This window comes from Pirellulales bacterium, assembly GCA_036267355.1.
Classification (GTDB): domain Bacteria; phylum Planctomycetota; class Planctomycetia; order Pirellulales; family DATAWG01; genus DATAWG01.
This window is the reverse complement of record DATAWG010000044.1, coordinates 1-22,852: the sequence shown is the minus strand read 5'-3', so window position 1 is coordinate 22,852 and position 22,852 is coordinate 1. Positions and strand designations below refer to the sequence as shown.

Here is a 22,852-nt window from a genome sequence, read left to right as displayed (position 1 = left end):
CGGGCGGTGGCCGAATCTTTCGTGAATCGGCTACCGCTCGGGAATAGTTGCTTGTCGATCGCTATTTGTCGATCGTGAGCTTGAACTGGTTCGTCGCCCGCGGGCCCTTGTACGGCGTACCGCTGATTTTTACGGTCGTGGTGCCGGTCGGCGTGTCTTGGTCGGCAGTGAAGCGGATATTGACCCGTTGCTCGCCGCGCTTGATTACCGGTTCGATCGGCTCGAATGCGACACCTTTCGGCAAGTCGGTGAATTGCAGCAGCACCTCCTGATCAAACGTCTTTCCGCGCTCGATGCCGAAATTGACTTCGGTGGCGGTACCGCGGCGGATCGTGACCCCAGCGGCAGGCATGATGAGGCCGAACACATCTTCGCCCGTTGCGCCGGTGGGTTTCTTGCCGGCATAGCTAACTGCTCCGGGTCCGCCCGACTCGGATTTTTTGTTGCAACCGACGACTGCCGCGAACGCCAAAGCGGCCCACACGCCAACGCTCATCAGATTTCGAACCATCGCACACCTCCGGTGCAAAAAAATCGATCTTGGATTGGCCGATAGATTGCTACCGGCACAGCAATCTTTGTACCGTGATCGGGTGCCCGGCCGGCGGCGAGCCGACAATCACAATTTCGCTCCGAGCGAGTCTGAGGCGGGACCGGGTGCGATTTCTCATCTGTAACGCCGCGGTAACTTCGCCCGGCGATTCGCTGCCGGGACGAACGATTTCCGGGTATCATGCGTCGAAAGATGGAGCCGGCTGCTTCGCTCGCGGGATCGTTCGGTCCTGCACCGGTTCGTCGCTGAAGAATCATTTGCCCAGGAGTTCGAAATCATGCAATCGACTGAAAAAACGTCGCCAATGGTCAAATCGTCGCCAAAACGTTTCGCACTGGCGCTCGCCGCCGGCTGCGCTGGCGTCTTGGTGTTGGCGCTGTTGGCCAGGGCAGACGATCCGGTGCCCGCTGCCACCGTCGAGCCGACCAAGCCGGCCGCGAAAAATGCCGCCGAACCGGCGACTCGCGGCAAGATCGACGAGGTGACTGTGTATCGCGGCCAAGCGCTCGTGACGCGATTGGTCGACGTTCCCGGTCCGGCCGGTTTGCGCGAAATCGTGGTCACCGACTTGCCGGAGCGGATCGAGCCGGGGAGCATCTATGCCGAAAACGCCGACGGCGTCGAGGTTCGCAGCGTGTTGTATCGCATTCGGCCGGTCGAGCGCGACGTACGGGCCGAGGTCCGCAAACTCGATGACGACATCCGTGCGACGCAAGATCAGTTGCAAACCAACGCCGAGCAGGCGAGAGTGTTCACGCAGCAAATCAATTACATGGACAAACTCGAGCAGTTTACCGCTCCCACGGCTAGCACCGAATTGACGAAGGGAGTGCTCAATGCGGAAACACTCAAAAGCCTTACGGCATTTCAATTCGACCAACGCGCCGCGATTGCCGAAAAGCAGTTGAAGCTCACCTTCGAAGCCCGCCAGTTGAACGACAAATTGAACACATTGAATCGCCAGCGCGATCAGCTCACTTCCGGCTCGGCTCGATCGATTCGCGAAGCTGTGGTGTTCGTGCAGCTCAAGGGAGACGGGGGGCGGATGCGGCTGCGCTACTTGGTCGATGGGGCCACCTGGGATCCGTCGTACAACGTTCGCACCGACGCCAAGCACCAGGGCGTCGTGGTCGAATACAACGCCTCGATCGAGCAAATGAGCGGCGAAGATTGGGACGGTGTCGCCATGACGCTTTCGACTGCCACGCCGTCGCTCGTGGCCAAGGCCCCGGTGCTCGAGCCGCTGACGATTTCGCTGCACCAGGGTATTCAATTGCAGGCTCAAGGCATGGGGGGCGGCATGGCTGGGGCCAAGGGCTATTTTTCCGCCAAGAAAGAACTCGACGAGCGCCGCCAGCAAATCGAGATGAGCCGCAACGCAGTCCAATTCAACGGCGCAAATACGTACTCCGGAGCCACGACAATAAACGCGGGTACGCTCACCCTTAACGGTTCCTCCGCCCAACAGGCCGCTCCGGCCGCTCCTCAGCAAGACTTCGACACCACGCTGAACGAAGTCGCCCAGGAATCGCAAGTGCTCGATCTGGTTAGTTCGGCAAAGGTCGAGCGGAAATCGAAGACGGCCTTGCCCTCCGATACGGCCGGTGTCACCGTCAGCTATCAATTGGCCACCCGCACGACGCTGCCCAGCCGGTCCGATCGGCAGTTGATCCAAATTGCTTCGCTGACCATGAAGGCGGATCTTTACAAGGTCGCCGAGCCGGTATTGACCAGCTACGTCTACGACGAAGCGTCGATTGTCAACGACGGAAAAACGGTCTTGTTGGCCGGCCCGGTGTCGACCTATGTTTCCGGCCAGTTCGTCGGCCACGGTGATCTGCCGACGGTGGCCATCGGCGAAAGCTTCACGATCGGCCTGGGAATCGATAGCTCGCTCCGGGCCCATCGCGAGCTGTTGAAAAAAGACGAATCGATCCAAGGCGGCAATCGGCTGGTCGATTTCACCTATCAACTCGCACTGGAAAATTTCGGCAGCGCGCCGGCCACCGTGCGGCTTTTGGATCGCATGCCGTCTGCCAAGGAAAGCGAAGTGAAGCTGACGCTCGCCGAGCCGGGTCAACAGCTCAGCGACGACACTCGCTACGAGCAGCAAGACCGCAAGAAGGGCTTGCTGCGCTGGGACGTGAAAGTTCCCGCTCAATCGATCGGCCCCAAGATGTTCACCCTCGACTACCAGATGCAGATGGAATACGACAAGCAGCTATCGATCGCCAGCCTGCCGCTGACGCATTGAGCGGTCTGGGTTAATAGGCCTTAGCGTCGGCGCAATTTTTGCAATCCTTAGAGCGGCCCACGGAACCATGGCCCGTGTCCGGAGGGCCGCTTTCTTTGGACGAATCGACATGAACGATCGCGAAACGGACGTCATCGTCATTGGCGCCGGCGCCGCCGGATTGGCCGCGGCGAATCGGCTGACCAAGGCCGGGTTGCGCACTTTGATCTTGGAAGCACGGGAGCGGATCGGCGGCCGGATCGATACACGGTTCGACGCCGATTGGCCCGGCCCGATCGAAGGGGGCGCGGAATTCATCCACGGCAAGCCACACGAAACGTGGGCTATCGTCGAAGCGGCCGACCTGCCGACCAACGAGGTCGAGGGCAACCAATGGCATCGATCCGGCGATCGGCTCGAGCCCTCGGGTCAGTGGAAAGAAATGGAAGACGTGCTGGGCCGGCTGGAGCAGATCGGTGCGGAAGACCAATCGTTCGCCGATTTTTCGCAATCGCATGCCGGCAATGCCTCGACCGAGGCAACAACGGCGGCGCGGCAATACATTGAGGGATTCGAAGCAGCCGATGAGCGGTTGATCAGCGCCCAATCGCTCCGCGACGCGGAACGCGCATCGCAACGGATCGGCGCGGACCAAAGCTTCCGGCTGCCCGGCGGCTATAGCCAAGTCGTCGATTGGCTGCAAACCAATTCCGAGCAAAACAGTTTATCGGTTCGGCTCGGCACCGTCGTCGCCGCCATTTCCTGGCGTCCGGGGCACGTGGATGTCGAGAGTGCGGCTGGAGAACATTGGATCGCGCCGCGAGCCCTTGTAACGCTGCCGCTTGGCGTGCTGCATGCGCCGCCCGGTTCGACCGGCGCCGTTCGCTTCTCGCCGGAACTGACCGACAAGCGGCCGGCGCTGGGGAAATTGAAAATGGGTCCGGTGGTAAAGCTGGTCCTTCGCTTCGATGAGCCGTTTTGGGAGCGGGAAGCATACGGCGGCATGTCGTTCTTATACTTGCCCGACGAACTGTTTCCCACCTGGTGGACGCTTTTGCCGCAGCATGTGCCGGTGCTCACGGGATGGTCGGGCGGTCCGCTGGCCGATCGTCTTTCCGAGCTTTCCGACGCAGCTATCCTCGCCGAAGGACTCGCCGCAATCGCGCGGGGCCTCGGCATGCCGCGCGGCGGAATCGAACGCCGGCTCCGCTCTGCACACGTGGCCAATTGGCCGGCCGATCCATTTGCCCGGGGCGCCTACAGCTACGTCATGGTCGGCGGGAGCGATGCCACGAGAGAACTATCGCAACCGGTTGCCGGCACACTGTTCTTCGCCGGCGAGGCGACGGAATCGGGCTTCGGCGGCACGGTGGCCAGCGCGTTGGCCAGCGGCTATCGCGCCGCCGCCGAAATCCTGGCGATGCAATGAGGCACGATCACCACCGGCACTATGAGCCCTCTTCCGCGCGGCCGGCCGCATCCGTTTCGCTACGATCGAGAATCAGCGGGAAATCGACGACCACGGTTGTTCCTTGGCCCGGGCGGCTTTCGATGCTTGCCTTGCCTCCCAGGAGGCGGCCGCGCTGCTGAATGCCTTGCAAGCCGAAACTCCCTTCGCGGACCTTCGCCGGATCGAAGCCCTTTCCCCAATCGCGCACGACCAATCGCACCTGCTGGCCATGCTCGAAGAGCTCGATCTTGGCGCGGCGGCTCCCGCTATGGCGGCGGATATTCGAGAGCGCTTCTTGCACCACGCGAAAGATCGCGCTTTCCAGCGGCGCGGCAAGCCGGCCAAATTTGGTGTGGTGGACAAATCGGATGTCTGGCACCTCGGACCGAAACTCGTTGACGAGGTATTCGATCGCCGTAATCACTCCGAATTCATCCAACACCGGCGGACGCAATCCACTGATCAGCCGCCGGGCTTCTTGCACCGCTTCGCGGAGCAGGTTCAAGCCGCGCTCGAATTCTTTCCATTCCGGCATTTCCGTGGCCGTGTGCTGGAATGCCTGAAAATGCATCACCGCTGCCGCCATTTCCTGGGCCATCCCGTCGTGGATCTCGTAGGCGACGAGCTGACGGTCCCGTTCGTGCAAATCAAGCAGCTTGCGCAACAGCGATTGCTCTTGCCGCAGCGCCGCCTCGTGCCGCTTCCGAGAGCCGATGTCGCGGGAAATCGTTGCCAGGCACAGCGGCGCGCCGGATTGCGGGTAGGGCACAAGAAAGATCTTTTGATGAACGTCGATCGCGTGTCCGGTGAGCAGGTTGCGAAAGCGGATTTCGCCCGACCAACGCCCCTCGGCCTGCACCAGCGGCAGGATTTCATCGGAGTACCGCGCCCGGCAATCGGCCGCATAGATATCGGCCAGCGACATTTCTCTCACGCTCGGCTGATCGCGCAAGCCGATCAGCTCGCAACCCGCCGGATTGACGTGTAGAAATTTTCCCGATGCGTCGGCCATGCCGATGAAGTCGCTGCTGTTTTCGATCGTGGCAACGAACTGTTCGCGTTCCTCCTCGGCGCGTTTGCGGAACGTGATGTCGGTGGTGATGATGATCAAGGCCGTGACGCCATCGGCTCGATGCACTGGCCCGACACGGCTGGCATACCAACACAATTTGCCGTCGGCGCCGGGCAACGTCAACTCGAAGCGTCCTGACTGGCCCGAGCGGATGACTTCTTCGATCGTACTGCGCATCGTTTTGCGCTGGTCGTGCGGCGCCAGCGAGATCAGGTCGCGGCCAAGCGATCGCGCCTCGGTAATCCCACGCCAATCGCGGTTCATGAACTGAATCGTTCCGTCCGGTGCAACGACGGTAATGATGTCGGGAGCGTTTTCGACGAGCGATCGCCAATGCGCTTCGCTCTCCTGCAATTTCTCGGCAATACGGCGGTTCTCAGTGATATCGCGCATGCTGCCCGTGACGCGAACGATCTGTCCTTCGGCATCGAGAATCGCTTGCCCGCGGCTGTTGACCCAAATGTAGTCGCCTTTCTTAGTTCGCAATCGATATTCGATTTCGAATTCCGACTTGTCTTCCAAACAATGCAGAATCGCGTGCATCACGGAACGTGCTTCGTCGGGGTGGACCCGCGATAGCCAACTGCCAAGCCTGTCGGGAAATTCTTCCTCGGAATACCCGAGCAGTTGTTTCATCTCCGACGAATACCAGACCGGCGCCTCGGGCGAGTCGAGCGGCAGCTTGCCAGGGCGCGCATCCCAGACGCCGCCACGCGCGCCGCGCTGCGCCAACGACCAGCGCTCGATGCTTTCGCGCATCTCCATCTTGACGCGCCCGACTTCCGCCAAAGCGGAAATTTGCCTCGTGGCTGCGGCTAACCGCAAATCTAACCGCGGCACGTCAGACGGCAAGGCAAAGCAATCGTCGGCTCCTGCGGCCAAAGCGGCGCCTAGGGCCTCGCTGCCGCTTTCACGAACAATGACCCAAATCAGGGCCATATTTCCCGCACGATCGCGAATTCGCCGGCATAATGCCCAAGGATTGCCGGCCGCCGAATCCAGCACCACGAGTGCAGGCAATGCTACCTGGCCGCCGGCCAAAATTGCGTCGTCATGAGTGCCATAGCTTGCCGTCAGGCCACCGCGATCGAATCGCGATTGCAACTCACTTCGCAAATCGGGGCTTTCGGAAACCACCAGAATATTCATAATCCACCTATACCGTCGGCAATGTCGTCGCTGCGAACGGCTTTGTGCGTCGTCAACGTGTGATTTAATATCTCCAGTGAGAATGGAAGGTGACAATATAATAGCAACCGCACGGTCCACTTCATTTGGTGGGGTGGTATGTTGGCACACGCCAACGGTTAGGATAGAGATACGCAAAGATTAGGGGGGTTACGCGCTATCCCCGGGATCGTTAAAATTCCGCGACGATCGTGGAAGTATCTTGGCAAGCGGGGCTGCCGATTGCATCGATCCAAATTGAAGCGTAACTCGTGCGTTCGATGATGCCCAGCCATGTTCGCGAAAGGTTTGCGAGCAGCGGGCAAGATTTCCCGGGCGCCACCGAGAAGTCGAAAGAGATGCTTGCCACTTGGTTTCGTAGTTTGCCCCGTCTCTGTTTGCGAACCCGCGGAGTGATTGAATGTCTCTGAAGTTACTAGTTGCAGACGACCACGAGGTGGTCCGCGCCGGCCTGAAAAGCATGCTGGTCGGCACCGACATCAAGATCGTCGGCGAAGCGACGACCGGCGAGGCCGCGTTGCGATTGGCGATCAAGCACAATCCCGACGTCGTGCTGCTGGATATTCGCATGCCCGAGGGAGATGGCCTGGCTGCCTTGGGGCGCATCAAGCTCGATCGCCCGAAGATGCCGGTGCTGATCTGGTCGGCATTCGACAATCCGACCTATGTGGCGCGAGCCGTCGCCTTGGGCGCAAACGGCTATGTGCTCAAATCGGCGAGCCGGGACAAACTCTTGCACTCGATTCGTGCCGCGGCTGCGGGCGAAAACACGTGGACACGCGAAGAGCTCCGCCGTGTCACCGGCGCTCTCGCCACGCCCCGGCTGGCCGGCGATATCGAAATTCCGTTGACCCAGCGCGAAAGCGAAGTGCTCCGGCAATTGGCCCTCGGGTTGACGAACAAGGAAATCGCACTCGCGCTCAAAATCAGCTATGAGACCGTCAAGGAGCACGTGCAACACGTGCTGCGGAAAGTCGGCGTCTCCGATCGGACACAGGCGGCTGTGTGGGCCGTGCGACGCGGACTGGTGTGAGCAGATTGCGCTATCGAAACTGCGGCCTGCGGCAATCTTCCTTCCGGCGCCCAGCGGCGGGCTACGACGCCAGCGAATCTGCCGTGGACGTGCTGCCAGCCGCGATTCTCTTGCCGACGAGCTTCGCCGAATCGTCAAGCAAGATGAAATCGGCTTTCTCGCCGACCCGAAACTCACACGCATCCAAGCCCAATAGCTTTGCCGGACGACGCGATGCCATATCGATCGCCGCGCGAAAATCGACGCCGGCGAATCGCATGATGTTGGCCACCCCCGGCAGCAACGGCCGCGATGCCCCGGCCAGCAACTGATCCTGCCCCGCCAGCACGATCCGCCCATCGGCGAGCATCTCCGAATCGCAAAGCTGGTTGCGGTAGCGCCCGGGCGGCAAACCGGCCAAGGCCGAAACGTCGCTGACCAATAGGATCCGTTCGGGCGATTTCGCGCGCACAAAGGTTTGCACGACCGCCGGCGGTAAGTGATGCCCATCGACGATCAACATCGCCGTGAGTTGGTCGTCGGCCAATTGATCCCAGAGATAGTTCGGATGCCGCCGGAGCATGCGGTGCGCGCCGTTGCCAAGATGCGTGCTCAGCCGAGCGCCGGCATCCACGGCGGCCCGAATCTGACCCGTATCCGCGGCCGTGTGTCCGATCGAAACAACCACGCCTTGGCCCACCGCTCGGCGAATGAAATCCGGCGCTTCGGTATATTCGGGCGAAAGCGTAATCAGCCGAATCCGCCCCGCGGCCGATTCCTGCAATCGCTCGAACTCGTCCCAATCCGGAGCACGGCAGTGCGCGAGCGGATGGGCGCCTCTCGGGCCGTCAATCGGCGAAATGTACGGCCCTTCCAGATGAATTGCCGGGATGCGGCCGGCCAACGCATGATCGGCGCGGCACGCGGCGGCGATCGTGGCAACACCATGGCGAAGCACCTCGAAAGGCCCCGTCGTCACGGTCGGACAAAATCGCCCGACCCCTTGCGAAGCCTGCACATCGGCAACGAATCGCACGTCGTCGATCGTGATCGTCGGCGATGAAAACTCCCGCCCGGCCCAACCGTTCACCTGCAGGTCGACCAGCGATGGAGCGATCCAAGGGAGGCTGGAGACAGATGGCGGGGGGTTGGAGGCTGCAGCACCGGAGGGTTCGGGAGACGGAGCACTTCGGGCGGCTCGCAGAGAACGAATTGCGAGCTCATCGGCCGGCCGCAACGGCCGAGCAGCAACGAACCGACCGTCGTCGATCTCGTATTCGAATGCTTCGGCGGTGTCGTAGCGGCGGGCGGAAAATATCTGCATATCGCGAACCCAAAGCCATTCGCGTCGGCACGTTCTCTACAGGCCATGGTAACCTCCCATCGCGGCGCGGGTAAGGCGTTGGCGGGCAATGGCGAGTGACGTCGCCGTTTGGTCTCGCCGCCTCGCTAACGCTTCGGGCCGGTATGTGCTTTCAACGCGAAGCCAGCCCGAAGCGTTAGCGAGGGACGGCCCAGCGCCGGAGGTTTTCTTCGAGAAGTTCGAACGAAGAACCAAACCAGCAGGCTCCTGCTAGCTTGCCGACGCCGGTTTCCGGCCGGTTTTTTGTGGCCCAGCGTCGGCCAGCGTGTCGAAGAGAAACAAGGAAGAATGTAGCGGTTGTATCAATTGATCCGGGGGGAACCAATGATGCTAGCTTTTCGCCAAGCGATTGTGATCGGACCTGTCGTCCTTGCTTTGTGGGCAGCCGTCGGAATTGCCGCCGCGCAACAACCGGCGTACGGCCCGCAGCCGCAATACAGCGGGCCGCCCGCCGCGATGCAGCCGCCCTTGGCCCCGAATCCGCAATATTTATTTCTCGCTCCGACCAACCACGCCTACGGCCAAACCGTGGCCGCGCGACCCTACGCCTACGGTTGGTTCGGCGCCTGCTCGACGCCGCACGCCGTATTCCATTGGGACTATTACGACCACCGCTGGATTTGGCGTTAGCCGATAGCCAGACGTGCCCGGCTCAAGGCGGGACGCTCGATCGATCATCTCGGCCGTGCGGCACGAGAGCCGGGCAAAATTGCAGCGCCTCCAAGCCCTGCGCGAAGTAGCCTTGTGGGCGAGAATGAACGAAGGGCCCGTCCACGCAACTTGACGGATTCCACAGCTCGTGAGCGGCAAGGCGCTAGCCGCCGGTGTTTGGGCCGTCGCGCCGCCTTCAACCGGCGGCTAGCGCCTTGCCGCTCGCCACTCGCACGTCGTCCTACATGCCAAAACCGTGACTGACGAAGCACCGGCCCGCGGTCGATCTTTAGACCGCGATCGTGTCGCCCGGCTGCTACCCTCCTATTGGAACCGTTCCCATGCCTGAGTCGAAACAGATCAATGTCGAACTGTCCACTGCATTGAAGCGCGCCAAGACAAGCCGGATGTTTTTTGCGGCCGTGATGAAGAGCGGCAGCGACGGAGCGCTGATCGTCTCGAAAAGCAAGGTGGCCCCCGGCGAACTCTCGGCCGCCAAGAAAAAATGCGGCGGCGGGCAAACTTTTGTCGGCATGATGCAGGCCGACGAATCGGGCAAGTTGGTCTGCACGCTTTCCGAGCAGGCGCCGGCGAATCTCACGAAGATGATGAAGGTAGTTGCCCAGCGCGACGCCGGCTTGTTGATGACGTTCATCTGCCGAACCGAGCCCGATGTGCCGGCGCCTGCTCCCGTTCCGCAAGACGCCGTTCCGCAGCCCGGTTCGCCCGCTTCCGCCGTTGTCGCCCCACAAGCCGATGGTGCTCCGCCGCTTGCGCAAGCGCCGGCCGCGCAAGCGCCGGCCGCGCAAGCGCAAGCCGCGCCAAACGGCGTGCAACCGGCCGAAGCTGCATCCGCTGCGCCGCCGCGCGCGGATTTGCGACGCGATGTCGAAGCGAAATTGAACCGGCTTCTGCCCGAGATCGAGCAAGCCCTCGGAATCGTGAAAGAAAAACCGGCCGACGACATCAAACAGCTTCGCGCTGCGGTGTCCGACAACCTCGCTGCCGGCAAGATGTGGGCGGCCTTCAAAGCCGTCAATGCTCTCGAACAACGACTGCGGGAAGCGATCTCTGCCGCGGCCGCGGAATTGCCTGTCGAACCGAGCGACAAATACGAAGGTCGCCGCAGCGAAGTGTGCGTCAGTTACGACATGGCGGTCGGTATTCAGCCCGAGTTGCAAAAGTCGATGGCCGCGATCGATCGGCTTGCCGTGGCCAAGCAATACGATGAAGCGATCGCCGAGTTGAACAAAGTGGAAAAGGATTGTCAGGCCGCGCTGCAACTCGGCGCGCGGCAATGGGCCGTGAAAGAGCATAAGTTCACGCCGTCGCTCGAAATGGCCCGGCGCCTCAATCAAGTCGAACGAGCGGGTCTCGACGCCGCAAATGAGGAAATGGCTCCGCGCCTCGTCGCCGCGCGACAGGCGAACGACGCCCCGCGAATCGCGGCGCTCGAAGCCGCGGCCAGGCGGCTCCGCGAAGCCGCCGCACCCGGGCGCGACATCGTTGCCCTTTACGAAAATGCAACGTCGGAAGCGAGCCAGTTGAACTATGTGAAGGCCGGCCAATTGCTCGATCAGGCGACCGGACTCGCGAAAACGGCGAAACAAAAGCTCGATGCCGAAGTCGCTCGGGTGAAAGCCTCGACGGCCGAAGCTGCCGCGGGCGACAAAAAGGCCTTCGATTTCACATCGCAAATTAGCGACGCGGAGTGGGGCTTCGATTCCGATGCGGATGCCCAAAACTTCTACATTGGCGCCGCGACCGGCCAACTGGGGGAAAAAGCCAAATCCGGCCAACTCAAAGACATGGAACGGCAAACCGGCCTCGCGCTCAAGCGGCGCGACGCGCTGCTTGCCGCCGGCTCGACTCCCGAACAGGCCGGCGAGGTGGCGTTTGCGAATATCCCCCGAAATTTCTGGCCCGACAATGTCGTCCGCGAAGTGCTCATGTACAAACGGGCGCGCGTGAACTTCGAAGAGGAGCAACGGGCCAAATTTCAAGCGGCCGAATTGCAGGCCGCGCTCGACGAACAGAAATCGCAAAGCGAAAAACTGGGCGACCGGATCAAACAGACCGGCCGCACCGCCCTCGGCGGCGCAAAGGAACTCGGCTTCTTGGAAAGTGTTCCCGACGCCGAGCAGATCAATTCCGACGCAACGACCCAACAATTGCTGCAAACGGGCACGCAAATCGTCGCCGCGCGATTGCCGGCCAAGATTTCCGCCGATCCGGCGACGCTCGCCGGGATTACCGAAAGCCTCTCGAATGTCGCGAAGTTCATTGGCGTCGCGGGCCGAGGCGTCGGTGCGGTTGCCAGTAGTGCTGAAGCGATCGCCAGGGGCGTTCAGGCTTCGGAGGTCGACGACGAAATGAAACCGGTGCAAAAAAAACTCCTGGAATTCCAGCGGAACCGGGCGATTCTCGACGTCACGAATCGATTGATCGATTTGGGCCTCAATTGGGATACGGTGCTGCCGGCAATGTCGGCCGTGTCGGCCGGTAAAGACATGCTGCAGGAAGTGATCAAGGCGGTGCAGTATTTCGAGAATCTTAGCCGCATTCAGCAGATGGAAGGGCATGCGAAGCTCGATCCCGAGAGCATGGCCTCTCTGCCGCTGGCGCGAATGGCGACGAAGGAAAAGATTCGTGCCTCGAAGGCGACGGTCGCCGCGTTTGCCAAACTGGTGCAGATGGCCGGCGCCGCGGCCGAGACGACCGGCGTCGGAGCAATTCCCGGCGCGATCACGAAGGTTGCCGGCAAGGGCTTGCAATTGTTGAATATCGCCGCCTTTTATGCGGTCAACAAGGCCGACGCGTCGAATTGCGTCGCGGCAATGAAGGCTGCCGCCGGCCCGCCGCCCAACCGCAAAGCGCAAACGCTGATCTTCAAGAATTCGAGCAAATACGCCCGTTTCGCCTTGGCCTATGCGGCCGTGGTGCACAAGGACCCCTGGGCGCTCGGCTACTTGCAGGGCGAGGGGCTCACGGAGCAAGAAATTGCCGCGCCCGGCACGAGCGTCGAAATCGTGCGCGAGTTCATGCTCACCACCGCCGGCGGCGCCTTGGCCGAGGCCGAAGTCGATGAAGATGATCCCACGGCCGGACCTATTCAAAAAACATCGACCGAAACCGGCACGCTCGACAAGGCTTACAACAAGCTCATCGGCCGCGACACTTCGCAAAAATACGATCCCCGATGGCGGGCGACCAAGGTCGAACTCACCGCCGCGAATTGGCAGGAGGTAAAAAAAGGAGCAATTGCGGCCGGCTGGTTCGACACACGCTCCGGCTTCGGCGCCGCGATGGTGGCCTATGAATCGGCCCGGAAATACTACAACCAACAGCTCAACGCCGCCGCGGCCGACACCTTGTTCGCCTCGCTCGTCCATCTACTGGAAGCGAGCAAGAAAATCGGCACCGTGGCCAACGAGCAGTCGCAGGTCCATGAAGGCATGGTCGACTATCTCGGACGGTTGTGGGTCGAGGGCTCGAAGACGCAGAAAGAAATCATCGCCAAGCGCGCTGCGTTGATCGATTTGGCGGAATATGGCCCGAAGTCGCCCGCCGAGATCGCCAAACTGCGCAAGGAGCAGCTCGAGAAAGCGGTTCGCGAACAGCGAGAGGCGATCGAAAACCAGGCCGCGGCGCGGAAGAAAAAGATCGACGACCGCTGGCGTGGCAACGAGCATGCGACGCCCTTTGGCAAGATGCGCCTCGAATTGTTCTCCAGCAAAGCCTTCGAGACGCTGAAGCTCGATGTCGAAGGGATCGATGCGCTCAACCGCTCTGTCAGCACGATCCATGTCCAATGCATCGACGAACTGAACCGGCTCCTCTCCGGCACTCCCGACGACAAGTTCGACGAGGAATACGCCCGCCAAGCGGCGGCACTCGACGGCCGGCTCGTCGAGACGCTGCGCACGTTGTCGAATGAGCAATATCAGGCGATGAAGAAACGGGCCGCGCAGCAGAATAAGCCAATCGCTTTCGACGACGACGAGAAATGGCGGGCCAAAGATTTCAATCTCGGCGCGGTCCCGTGGAAAGAAGTGAAAAAACAAGCCATTGCCGCCGGTTTGCAAGATTCCTCCACCGGCATCGGCAAGGCGCTCGAGTTGTACGACAAAGCCATGGCCAACTACGTCAACCAGCAAGCGAGCCCGATGGCCGTGCAGATGGTGCTGGCGGCGCTGCGCGGGGTGAACGACGTGTTCACGAAATTCACGCCGATCCATAAGGTGAAGAAACTGCCGCACGTCGGCATGCTCGCCTACCGAACGGCCATTCTGGCCAAGGTCAAAACCGAGTTGGCCGGTTATGAACGGCTATTGCAGGCCAAGAATGTGGCGGCTGCGGCAGCGCCGCCAAAGCAAGAATGGCGGGCAAGCGATTTCTCACTGACCAAGGCCGGCTGGGAAAAGATGCGCGACGAAGCAATCGCCGACGGCATGGTCGACCGCCGCACCGGGCTCCCCGCGGCCTTCGCCGATTTTGCCAACGCCCGAACGATCGTCGTCAACGCTGCGGCTGCCGATGCGCGGATCAAGGAGAAAGCGAAAGCCAATTTCGTCAAGGCGGCCGACGAGTTGCAAAAAAAGCTCGAAGCCTTCGCGCCGCAAACCAAGCAAGGCTTTTCGCATTCCGGCATGGCCGCCTACCGCCTGAAAATGCTCGAAGAATTGCGGATCGCGCGCGCCGCCGTGGCGTGAGAGTGGCGCGAAGGATTGTGGGTCTCGGAAGGATTGTGGCTCTCGGTCCGGTGCATCACGCCGCCGTGAGCTGCTGCCCCCTTCAATTTGGTAGCAGCAGACTGCACAATTGATGGGAGGTGGCATCTAAATTTTGCACGGCTTCCCGTGAGCGGCAGATATGGATCGCACATTCGTTCTTCGGATGCGTGTTCGTTTGGGCATCGAAATCGTTGCGTTACTCGGTTTGGCGGGCGCCGCCGCACTGTGTGTCGCCGAGCCTCCGCCTGTTCGAAACAACTCGGCCGAACCCGCGCAGGCTGCGTCGCCGTCGCTTCTCGAGCGGTTTCTGGGCGCGAGAAAGAAAGCGGCGGAGAGCGCCGTCCTCAGTGAAATCTCGCAGATGGATTCCGCGTTTAAGGCATACAAGGAACGGTATGGCGGCTACCCGCCGTCGGATTTCAACAAGCTCGACGACACGCAGAGTCCGCAGTACCAAGCTTTGGTCAGGCACATTGCGCACGCCTTTCCGCATTGCGACGCAATGGCCGAGGCTGCTGCGGTCAAGAAGCTAGGCGTGAAGAGCCCAGCCCAGGCGCTCTGCTTTTGGCTTCAGGGACTTAGCCCCGATCCAGAACACCCCGTCAGCAAGCTGCTCGACGATCCAACCGCCCGGATTCCGATGTTCAATTTCGAAAAGGCTCGGTTGAAATATCCAGCCGGCAAGAAGCAGTGTCCCGTGTATGTTTCGGAAGGGGGCGGCGATGCACCCTATGTCTTCTTTTCTCACGAGAACTACGCGACGCAGACACCGTTCAACGCGGATTTCAAACAAGGCGGAAAAGGAATTGCACGGCCCTACCGATCTGATAACAAGGACATCGGTGAATTCATGAATCCGAAGTCGTTTCAGATCATCAGCGCGGGCCATGACGGCGATTTCGGCGGCGGAAAAGGCTCGTTCCCGTCGGGCACCGGCTATCAAGCAAGCGATAAGGATAATCTGACAAATTTCGCCGACGGGACGCTGGGCGACGCCATCCCGGCTCAGGGCCGTCGGAAGTAGGCAGCGGCGGAGCAGTGGATCCCCAGCTCAACCATTCAAGATCGTCGTCGCGTCTCTCCGGCCCCGGGCCGCGGGCCTCGGGCCCCTTCCTCCACCGTCTCCACTGTCCGGCGGCAATCCGGTAGTGAATCGAGGAACACTCGGCCATAGGGCTTCGTGCGCACGCGCGGGTCGAGGATCACCACCAGGCCCGTGTCGGTCTTGGTGCGCACCAGGCGGCCGAAGCCTTGCTTGAGCTTCAGCACCGCCTCGGGCAATTGGTAGTCGGAGAACGGATTCCCCCCCGCCGCTCGGATCGCCTCTAGCCGGGCTTCCAAAAGCGGTTTGTCGGGCACGCTGAACGGCAGCTTGGTGATGATCACGTTTCGCAGCGCATCGCCCGGGATATCCACTCCTTGCCAAAAACTGTCGGTTCCCAAGAGCACGCCGCGCGGGTTTTCCTTGAACCGCTCGATCATCAGGCTGCGCGGCATGCCGTCGGCCTGGCAATACATCGCCAAGTTTCGCTCCGCCAGCCATGGAGAAATCCCTTGCGCCACACGGCGCATCATGTCGTAGCTGGTAAGCAGCACGAACGCATGGCCATCGGTTCTGGCAACGTAGCGGCGAACCATCTCGATCGACATCCGTTCGTAACGGTCGCGCTCCGAAGGATCCGGCATGCCCTCGAGCAGAATCAACTCGACCTGCCGGGCATAATCAAACGGGCTGCCCAATTTTTCCGAATCGGATTGCGTCAGTCCGATGCGCGATTTGAAGAAATCGAAGGAAGCGCTGCGGCCGATCGAAAGCGTGGCGCTGGTGAGCACCACCGTCGGCGTTTTGTCGAATAGCCACTCGCGCAGAATCGGGCCGACGTCGATCGGCGCCGCGGCCAATTCGATGCGCTGCCGCCCGCGGCGCGATGCGCTGCGCTCGGCCCAGTAGACAAAGCCCGGCATTTCTTGCTTCCGCCACGCTTCGATTTCGCCGGCCAAGGCCATGAGCCGATCGTGGGCCGAGGTGAAATCGTGCTGTTGCTTTTCGTCGTTTAGGGCCGAGCCCGCCTTCTTGACCATTCGCGCCAAATGCGCGAGCGCCGGGCTAAGCGGATTCGGCACGATCTCGGCCTGCGCCACGCGGCCATTCGAGCCCGCATGCACGGCGATCCATTCTTCGACCGAGGTGAAAAAATCGTCGGCCAATTCGTGGCAACGCAACACGGCCCGCTGCGCATCGGTGAGCTTGTGAAACACCAGTAGGCCGCGGTTGTAACGGTCGTTGTACAGCCGATTCAATTGAAAATCGATTTGGCTGCTCGAAAGGCTCAAGCCCATGTGATCGCTGGCGACGGCCTCGGCGGTATGGGCTTCGTCGAGAATGACGATATCGTAGTCCGGCAGGATACTGGCCCCTTGGCGGCGCAAAGCCAGATCGCTGAAAAACAGCGCGTGGTTCACTACCAGCACCTGTGCATTCGCGGCCCGGCGACGCGCGCGATAATAAAAGCAATCCTTGAACGACGGGCACGTTCGGCCCATGCAATTGCCATGGTCGCTGGCTACCTCGTCCCACACGGTGCCGCCCGGGCGGAATTTCAAATCGGCGAGGCTGCCATCGCCCGTCGCCTTCGACCACGTGGCCAGTTCGCGCAACTGGTCGAATTCCTCGGGCTCGTGAAACAAGCTAGCGGAGCGAGCCAGCGCGTTTTGCATTCGCCGCAGGCTCAGGTAATTGCCGCGCCCTTTGACCAGCACCGCGCTAAATTCCTGCGGGATGACGCTCTGCAACAGCGGCAGATCCTTTTGAATCAACTGCTCTTGGAGATTGATCGTGTGCGTCGACACCACAACGCGGGGCCAAGCGGGTCTTGCCTCACCGCCGTTGGTTTCTGCCGAATCGGATGTCTTGCGAGCGTCGCGGCCGATCGGTTGGCTGGCGGCTTCTCCGACCGCCGCGAGAATGGCGGGGACGAGATAGGCAAAGCTCTTTCCGACACCGGTTCCCGCCTCGACGACCAAATGCTGCCGCTGACGGATCGCCTGGGCCACGGCCTCGGCCATTTGCATCTGTTCGGGGCGTTCTTCATAACGCTCGTGTAATCGCGCGGCAATGCGACCGTCGGCGCCCAGGATGTCGGCCGGAGATAGCATTTCAAACGGTTCTGGGGGAAAGATAATGTGCAACCGCGATTCAACCTATCTCGATGTCGAGCCAAGCGGAAGGGGGAGCCTGCTCCGCCAAGCCGCAACGGCATCGAAATTGGCAGCCCAAAGCGCTCGCGAGGGGGTGTTCTGCCCGCGTTCGGTGTGGCAGGGGCCCAAAAAAACAGCGGCGGAGCGGCGGCACACGGAGTGGCGCCCACATCGGAGCGGCGACGGATCGCTTCGTTTCACCCCCAATTTGCCCTATTTCTCAGACCGGCAGAGGAAAGCCGCCATATTTTAATCAACTTCCCCTTGTCGCCTTGCGGCGGTTCCAGTATTTCTACGCGACCAATCCGGGTGCTTATCTTTCTTCCTCATCTCGTTGATTCACAGGGCAAGTGTCGAGAAGAGCCAGCGACGGCCGGGCTAGCGCTCACGGCTGTTGCGATGCGAATTCTCTCGGTCCGATTTTACCGTTCCTTTGCGGCAATTTTCTGCTCGGAATTAGACCCGATGGCTTGTTCTCGCCGGAACATTTCGCTCGGCCGCCGAACGTTGTGGGCTGGCATGATGGCGTGTTGGGTGACCGCCGGTTGCGCGTCGCAGGAAACGGTTCGCGGTCAGGCCCCGACGGGCGCCGCACCGTATGGCCCCACGCCCTACGCCCCCGCGCAGCAGGCCGGGCCGGCTTCCGGTGCCTCGCCTTATCCGGCAACCGCCGGCGCCCCGCCGGGCTACGGCCCATCTGGCTATGGTCCGCCCGGCTATGGAGCGCCAAGCTACGTGGCCCCGAGCTACGCTGCGCCCGGCTATCCTCCGCCATCGGGCGTCATGCCTGCCTATACGGCGGTTCCGACGCAGCCAGAAACCATCCGCGCGCCATCGTCGATTGCGGACGGCTCAGCCGCGCCGGGGCAAACGGTCGTTCTGCAAGTCGTGATCGAAGGGGTACACGGCAGCCAAGAGAAAAAAATTCCCAAGCTTAAAACCCGCTCCGGCGAACCGTACGATCCGCAGGCCGTTGAAGACGACGTCAAGGCGATTCTAAAAACCCGCAAATTCGTCGATGTTTCGCCGCGCGTCCAGCCCGCCAACAACGGCGTGGTGGTCATCTTCCAGGTCGTCGAGCGGCCGGTGATCCACTACATCAAAATCATCGGTTGTGAACACGCACTGCGCAGCTCGCTCTTGGATAAGACCGATCTGAAGGTCAAAGACGGCCTCGATCCCTACGCCATCAAAGAAGCCCGCGACAAGCTCGAATCGTACTACCACGATCATGGCTACGACCGGGTGCGCGTGTTCGTGGCCGAGGGGCTGAACGCCGGCGATCAAGGCGTGGTGTTTTTGATCGACGAAGGGCGGAAGCAAAAGATCTGGTTGGTCAATTTCGTCGGCAACACGTTCGAAACCGGCGCCCGCCTGGCCACGCAGATTGATTCCGGCCCGCCCTATGTCTATACCAAGTATTTCTGGGGCGGCTTCAAGGGCTACGCCGACCGCAAAAAAATCGACGAAGATATCGAAAAACTCACGTCGTATTACCGCTCGTTCGGCTATTTTCAGGCGAAGATCGGCCGCGAGTGGAGCTTCGATGAAGACGAGAACTGGATGTATCTGACCTTCGTCATCAACGAAGGCCCGCGCTACAAGGTGCGCAATATCTCATTCCTGGGCAACAGGACATTCGACACGGCCCGGCTCAGCAAGGACATGAAGCTACATGGCAACGACTTCTTCAACCAAGGGGCGATGAACAAAGACCTGGGGAAGATCCGCGATTTTTATGGGAGCTTCGGCTTCGTGTTCGCCGATATTCAGGCCGATCCGCGCCTGCTCGAAGAATCGAACCAGTTGGATCTGGTCTTTAATGTCAAGGAAGGATCCCGATATCGCGTCGGAAAGATCAATATCTCGATCACCGGCGAATCGCCACACACAAGCTACGTCACGATCCTCGATCGCCTCTCGCTCCATCCCGGCGACATCATCGACACCACGCTGTTGCGCAAAGACGAACGCCGGTTGAAGGGGAGCGGGCTTTACGCCAGCGATCCGAACAAGGCGCCGAAGATCGTGTTCAGCCCGCCGCCCGGCATGGACGATCCCAACAAGCAATTGGCCGAGCGCCCGAACCGCCGTCCGGGCTGGATGGGCGGATCGAGTTCGTCGGATAGTTCGGGGCCGGGCAGTTCGTCGCAGCCGTTTGGTCCGTCGTTCGGCAGCCCAAATGGCTCCGGTTCGGATTCTTCGAGCGGTTCGTCGGGATCCGGTTCGACCGGATCTGCGGGATCGAACTATCGCGGCCAAGCTCCCGATAGCGATCCGGCGCCGATCCAGACGCTCGACGTGAATTTCGAATTCGAGCCGGCTCAGCCGCCGTCGCAAAAAGCGCCGGCGCAACCGCGACAAGCACAACCCCAGCAGTACCAACCCCAGCAAGCACAACCGCGGCAAGCACAACAACCCGCGACGCCGGTCCACGGCGTCGAGTGGATCGATCCGTGCCCCGACGAGCCGGCTCCGGAACACACCGGTCAGTCTTCGTTCTCCGTGCCGCGTTTGCTTCCACAGCAGCGAACCAATTCCAACGGTGCTCCGGAAGGACTGGTCATTTGTGGCCAGGAAGCGACGACGATCGGCGTTGGTGGGGGCGAAGAATCCGAAGCCGACGACGAATCCCAGGGACCGATTATCCGCGGCCAATCGCCTGCCTACGGGGGCTACAACCCTGGCGCGACGGGCCCGGATTCCGCAAATCCCGGGACCTACAATTCCGCTCCCCAGGGCTATGGAGCAGCGTCAGCCGCCCAAGCGCAGGCCCCCTATAATCCTGGCAGCGGCGCTTACCCGATAGGCCCCGGCTACGCCCCGTCCGCGGGCTATGCTCCGCCCCCCGGTTACGCAGCGCAGCCGGCTTACGCCCAGCAGCCGGTCCCACAAGCGCCGCTCATTTACAACCAACAGCCGCCCGCGAACTACGCCGGCCCAGGCGCGTATCCGCAATATCCTCCCACCCCCGTTCCATTGCCCGGAACTTCGATGAGCGGCGGAACGGTGAATTATTATCAAATTCCCGGCGCCGCTCCGGCGCCCGGCGCCAGCCCTACGCGATATACCACCGATCCCACCACCGGCCTTCCGCTTCTGGAAATCGATCCGCAAGCCGTCGAAACGCAAACCGGCAAACTTTCAATTGGCGTCGGCGTGAACTCCGACGCGGGCTTGGTCGGCAGCATCGTTATCGACGAGCAGAATTTCGATCCGTTCCGTTATCCGTCGGGTTGGGAAGATTTCCGCAATGGAACGGCGTTCCGCGGCGGCGGCGATCAGTTGCGCATCGAATTGGCGCCGGGCGTCGAAGTGCAAAACTACGTCATCAGCTTGCGCAACCCCTATCTGTTCGACACTCCGATCAGCTACTCCAATAGCATCGCTTACTTCGAGCGCTATTACGACAACTGGACTGACACGCGCGTGAGCTACAGCACGTCGCTCGGCTACTATTTCACTCCCGACTTGCTCGGCAACCTGGGCTACACGATCGAGCGTGTAAAGATTTCGGGCGAAACGTTGCCGACGCCGCCGGAGGTGGTCAACGCGGAGGGTTGGAGCTTTGAGAATGGCCCCAGTGTCGGCTTCCAGCACGACACCCGCGACAGCCCCTTCCTGCCAGGCTCGGGACACTTGATTCGATATAATTTGCAATACTATTTCGGCCGCTTCGACTACGCGATTCAGAAGATCGATTTGCGCCAATACTTCACGCTCGGCGAACGGCCCGACGGCTCGGGAAAGCAAGTGCTCGGCTTCGGCAGCACTGTTGGATTCGCCGGGCACGAAACGCCGGTATTCGACACATTTTATGCGGGCGGTTTCTCAACCCTCCGCGGCTTCGCCTTCCGCGGCGTGTCGCCGTTGGATGAAGGCGTCGCGGTCGGTGGCGATTTCGAGTGGCTCAACACGGTCGAGTACAACATGCCGATCACGGCCGATGACGTGGTGCGTGGCGTGGCATTCGTCGACTTCGGCACGGTTGAATCGAGCGCCGACCATTTCGATGCCAAAGATATCCGCGTGGCACCCGGTGTCGGCTTGCGGCTGCAGATTCCGGCGTTGGGCGCCGCCCCGATCGCGCTCGATCTCGCCTTCCCGTTGCACATGCTCCCTGGTGACCAGGGCCAGATCTTCAGCTTCTCCCTCGGCGTGACCCGCTAGTGTAGCTGTCTCACGCAGATGAGGTTTTGTCGCTTGGCACTTCTCGCCGTTGATTTGGAAGGCAGGCCCACGAAGGGCGAACCACAGAGTCACAGCGCGGCGGAGCCGCAACCAAAGTAGCAGGCACAATCCGGGTGCCGTCCGCGCCGCTCCGTGCGCAATGCTCCGCGGTGCGTCGACGGCACACGGAGTCTGCCTGCACCAACAAGGACGCTTTCGTCGCTCCCTACAAAGAATTCGTATGTTAGTGGCACGTTGTACACCGAGAACAGCGGGCATCCGAATTGAATCTACCGTTGGCGTCTCTCTCCCGACGATCTCTACTCCTTCACATTCTCGCGGAGAAACTGGCATTTCGGTTGGCCGCCGCCGACGCCTTTCATGAATTCGGCGACATAGCGGAGTTGCCGCCCCGGACGGTCGGGATCGCAGAAGTTGTCTCCCTTTTGCAAGATATACCGCGTTTCGGGAATGCCGCCAAAGCTGCGATCGCCGGCCGATTGACAAGGAAACCAATATCCATGCCCCTCGGCGTCGACCATATAGAACTCGCTATAGCAGTGGCCGGGCACCCACACAGTTCGGGCCGGGATGTCGACGGCGCGGCACATGGCAATGAACAGCGATGAGAACTCTTCGCAGTGGCCGGTGCCTTCGTCCAAGGCTTCGAGAGCACCTTTGATGGGGCCTCCTTCGCGGTAGGTCAGCCGTTTCTGGCCGGCGTCGTAGATGGCTTCGACCTTCGCCCAATCTGCCTTGCCCGCGGTAACTTCCTTCGCCAGCGCGACAATTTTTTCGTTGCGGCTTTCGATAAATGGGCTGGGCAATAGATAGTGGGCCAACTCGGATTTCTTTTCCGGATGCGGGAGCAACTTATAGGCCGACGTGTCGGTCGGCGGCAGCAGCGTGCGGCGGGTGATTTCGAAGGTGACGCTCGCCTTGGCCTCTTCGCCGGATTTCAACTTCGGCACCAACACGATCATCTGCCGCACCGTGCCAGCGAGCACCCGATATTGAATTTTCTGCACATTCGGCGTCGATTCCTCCTTTTCAACCTTCACCTGCTGCTCAGGCCAATTCATGGGCACTGGAGCGGTGGCGACAATCCCACGGCACGGACCGGTGTCGGCCGTGATTACGACGCCGATCTTGACATGCTCGACAACGGTTTTTCCGAGCAGCGGTCCGGTGGGCGCTGCCGCGTCGGATTTTGCCGCGTCGGATTTTGC

12 protein-coding genes are annotated in these 22,852 nt (G+C 61.1%); 7 read left to right on the top strand and 5 right to left on the bottom strand.

Annotation, left to right across the window (positions count from 1 at the left end; all coding sequences use genetic code 11):
* Positions 1–61: 61 nt before the first annotated feature.
* Positions 62–511 (bottom strand): hypothetical protein, encoded by a 450-nt coding sequence (locus VHX65_07740; GenBank protein ID HEX3998424.1) that lies wholly within the window; start codon positions 509–511, stop codon positions 62–64.
* Positions 512–830: 319 nt separating this feature from the next.
* Here VHX65_07740 and VHX65_07735 point away from each other — a divergent pair, with 319 nt between their 5' ends.
* On the top strand, positions 831–2,807 hold the full coding sequence (locus tag VHX65_07735; GenBank protein ID HEX3998423.1) for a mucoidy inhibitor MuiA family protein: 1,977 nt from the start codon (positions 831–833) through the stop codon (positions 2,805–2,807).
* A 109-nt stretch (positions 2,808–2,916) separates the two neighbouring features.
* Entirely contained in the window at positions 2,917–4,215 is a 1,299-nt protein-coding gene (locus VHX65_07730) for an NAD(P)/FAD-dependent oxidoreductase (GenBank protein ID HEX3998422.1), read from the top strand.
* Positions 4,216–4,234: 19 nt separating this feature from the next.
* On the opposite strand, the gene VHX65_07725 is transcribed toward VHX65_07730, so the two are convergent.
* Complete coding sequence (locus tag VHX65_07725) at positions 4,235–6,457, bottom strand: PAS domain S-box protein (GenBank protein ID HEX3998421.1); 2,223 nt, start codon at positions 6,455–6,457, stop codon at positions 4,235–4,237.
* A 439-nt stretch (positions 6,458–6,896) separates the two neighbouring features.
* On the opposite strand from VHX65_07725, the gene VHX65_07720 reads away from it, so the two are divergent.
* Complete coding sequence (locus VHX65_07720) at positions 6,897–7,529, top strand: response regulator transcription factor (protein HEX3998420.1); 633 nt, start codon at positions 6,897–6,899, stop codon at positions 7,527–7,529.
* A gap of 61 nt (positions 7,530–7,590) precedes the next feature.
* Here the strand turns inward: VHX65_07720 and VHX65_07715 are convergent, their stop codons facing one another.
* Positions 7,591–8,832: an amidohydrolase family protein gene (locus tag VHX65_07715; protein ID HEX3998419.1), complete on the bottom strand. Its 1,242-nt coding sequence runs from the start codon at positions 8,830–8,832 to the stop codon at positions 7,591–7,593.
* 366 nt (positions 8,833–9,198) lie between these two features.
* Here VHX65_07715 and VHX65_07710 point away from each other — a divergent pair, with 366 nt between their 5' ends.
* The 3 genes from VHX65_07710 (at position 9,199) to VHX65_07700 (ending at position 15,279) form a co-directional block, all read left to right on the top strand.
* A complete protein-coding gene (locus VHX65_07710) occupies positions 9,199–9,501 on the top strand; it encodes a hypothetical protein (protein HEX3998418.1) in 303 nt (100 codons plus the stop codon).
* 362 nt (positions 9,502–9,863) lie between these two features.
* A complete protein-coding gene (locus tag VHX65_07705) occupies positions 9,864–14,234 on the top strand; it encodes a hypothetical protein (GenBank protein HEX3998417.1) in 4,371 nt (1,456 codons plus the stop codon).
* Positions 14,235–14,616: 382 nt separating this feature from the next.
* Positions 14,617–15,279, top strand: coding sequence for a hypothetical protein (locus tag VHX65_07700; GenBank protein HEX3998416.1), 663 nt, complete (start codon positions 14,617–14,619; stop codon positions 15,277–15,279).
* Positions 15,280–15,314: 35 nt separating this feature from the next.
* Here VHX65_07700 and VHX65_07695 read toward each other — a convergent pair whose 3' ends face one another.
* Positions 15,315–17,411 (bottom strand): helicase C-terminal domain-containing protein, encoded by a 2,097-nt coding sequence (locus tag VHX65_07695; protein ID HEX3998415.1) that lies wholly within the window; start codon positions 17,409–17,411, stop codon positions 15,315–15,317.
* Positions 17,412–17,918: 507 nt separating this feature from the next.
* On the opposite strand from VHX65_07695, the gene VHX65_07690 reads away from it, so the two are divergent.
* Positions 17,919–21,623 carry a BamA/TamA family outer membrane protein gene (locus VHX65_07690; GenBank protein ID HEX3998414.1) on the top strand — a complete coding sequence of 1,235 codons (3,705 nt, stop codon included), beginning with the start codon at positions 17,919–17,921 and terminating at the stop codon, positions 21,621–21,623.
* Positions 21,624–21,943: 320 nt separating this feature from the next.
* Here the strand turns inward: VHX65_07690 and VHX65_07685 are convergent.
* Positions 21,944–22,852: transglutaminase-like domain-containing protein (locus VHX65_07685; protein ID HEX3998413.1), on the bottom strand; the 909-nt coding region annotated here is incomplete at its 5' end.

Coding starts and splice junctions, on each gene's coding strand:
- VHX65_07735 (HEX3998423.1), top strand. CDS start 831: ATGCAATCGACTGAAAAAACGTCGCCAATGGTCAAATCGTCGCCAAAA.
- VHX65_07730 (HEX3998422.1), top strand. CDS start 2,917: ATGAACGATCGCGAAACGGACGTCATCGTCATTGGCGCCGGCGCCGCC.
- VHX65_07700 (HEX3998416.1), top strand. CDS start 14,617: ATGGATTCCGCGTTTAAGGCATACAAGGAACGGTATGGCGGCTACCCG.
- VHX65_07720 (HEX3998420.1), top strand. CDS start 6,897: ATGTCTCTGAAGTTACTAGTTGCAGACGACCACGAGGTGGTCCGCGCC.
- VHX65_07740 (HEX3998424.1), bottom strand. CDS start 511: ATGGTTCGAAATCTGATGAGCGTTGGCGTGTGGGCCGCTTTGGCGTTC.
- VHX65_07725 (HEX3998421.1), bottom strand. CDS start 6,457: ATGAATATTCTGGTGGTTTCCGAAAGCCCCGATTTGCGAAGTGAGTTG.
- VHX65_07690 (HEX3998414.1), top strand. CDS start 17,919: ATGGCTTGTTCTCGCCGGAACATTTCGCTCGGCCGCCGAACGTTGTGG.
- VHX65_07715 (HEX3998419.1), bottom strand. CDS start 8,832: ATGCAGATATTTTCCGCCCGCCGCTACGACACCGCCGAAGCATTCGAA.
- VHX65_07695 (HEX3998415.1), bottom strand. CDS start 17,411: ATGCTATCTCCGGCCGACATCCTGGGCGCCGACGGTCGCATTGCCGCG.
- VHX65_07710 (HEX3998418.1), top strand. CDS start 9,199: ATGCTAGCTTTTCGCCAAGCGATTGTGATCGGACCTGTCGTCCTTGCT.
- VHX65_07705 (HEX3998417.1), top strand. CDS start 9,864: ATGCCTGAGTCGAAACAGATCAATGTCGAACTGTCCACTGCATTGAAG.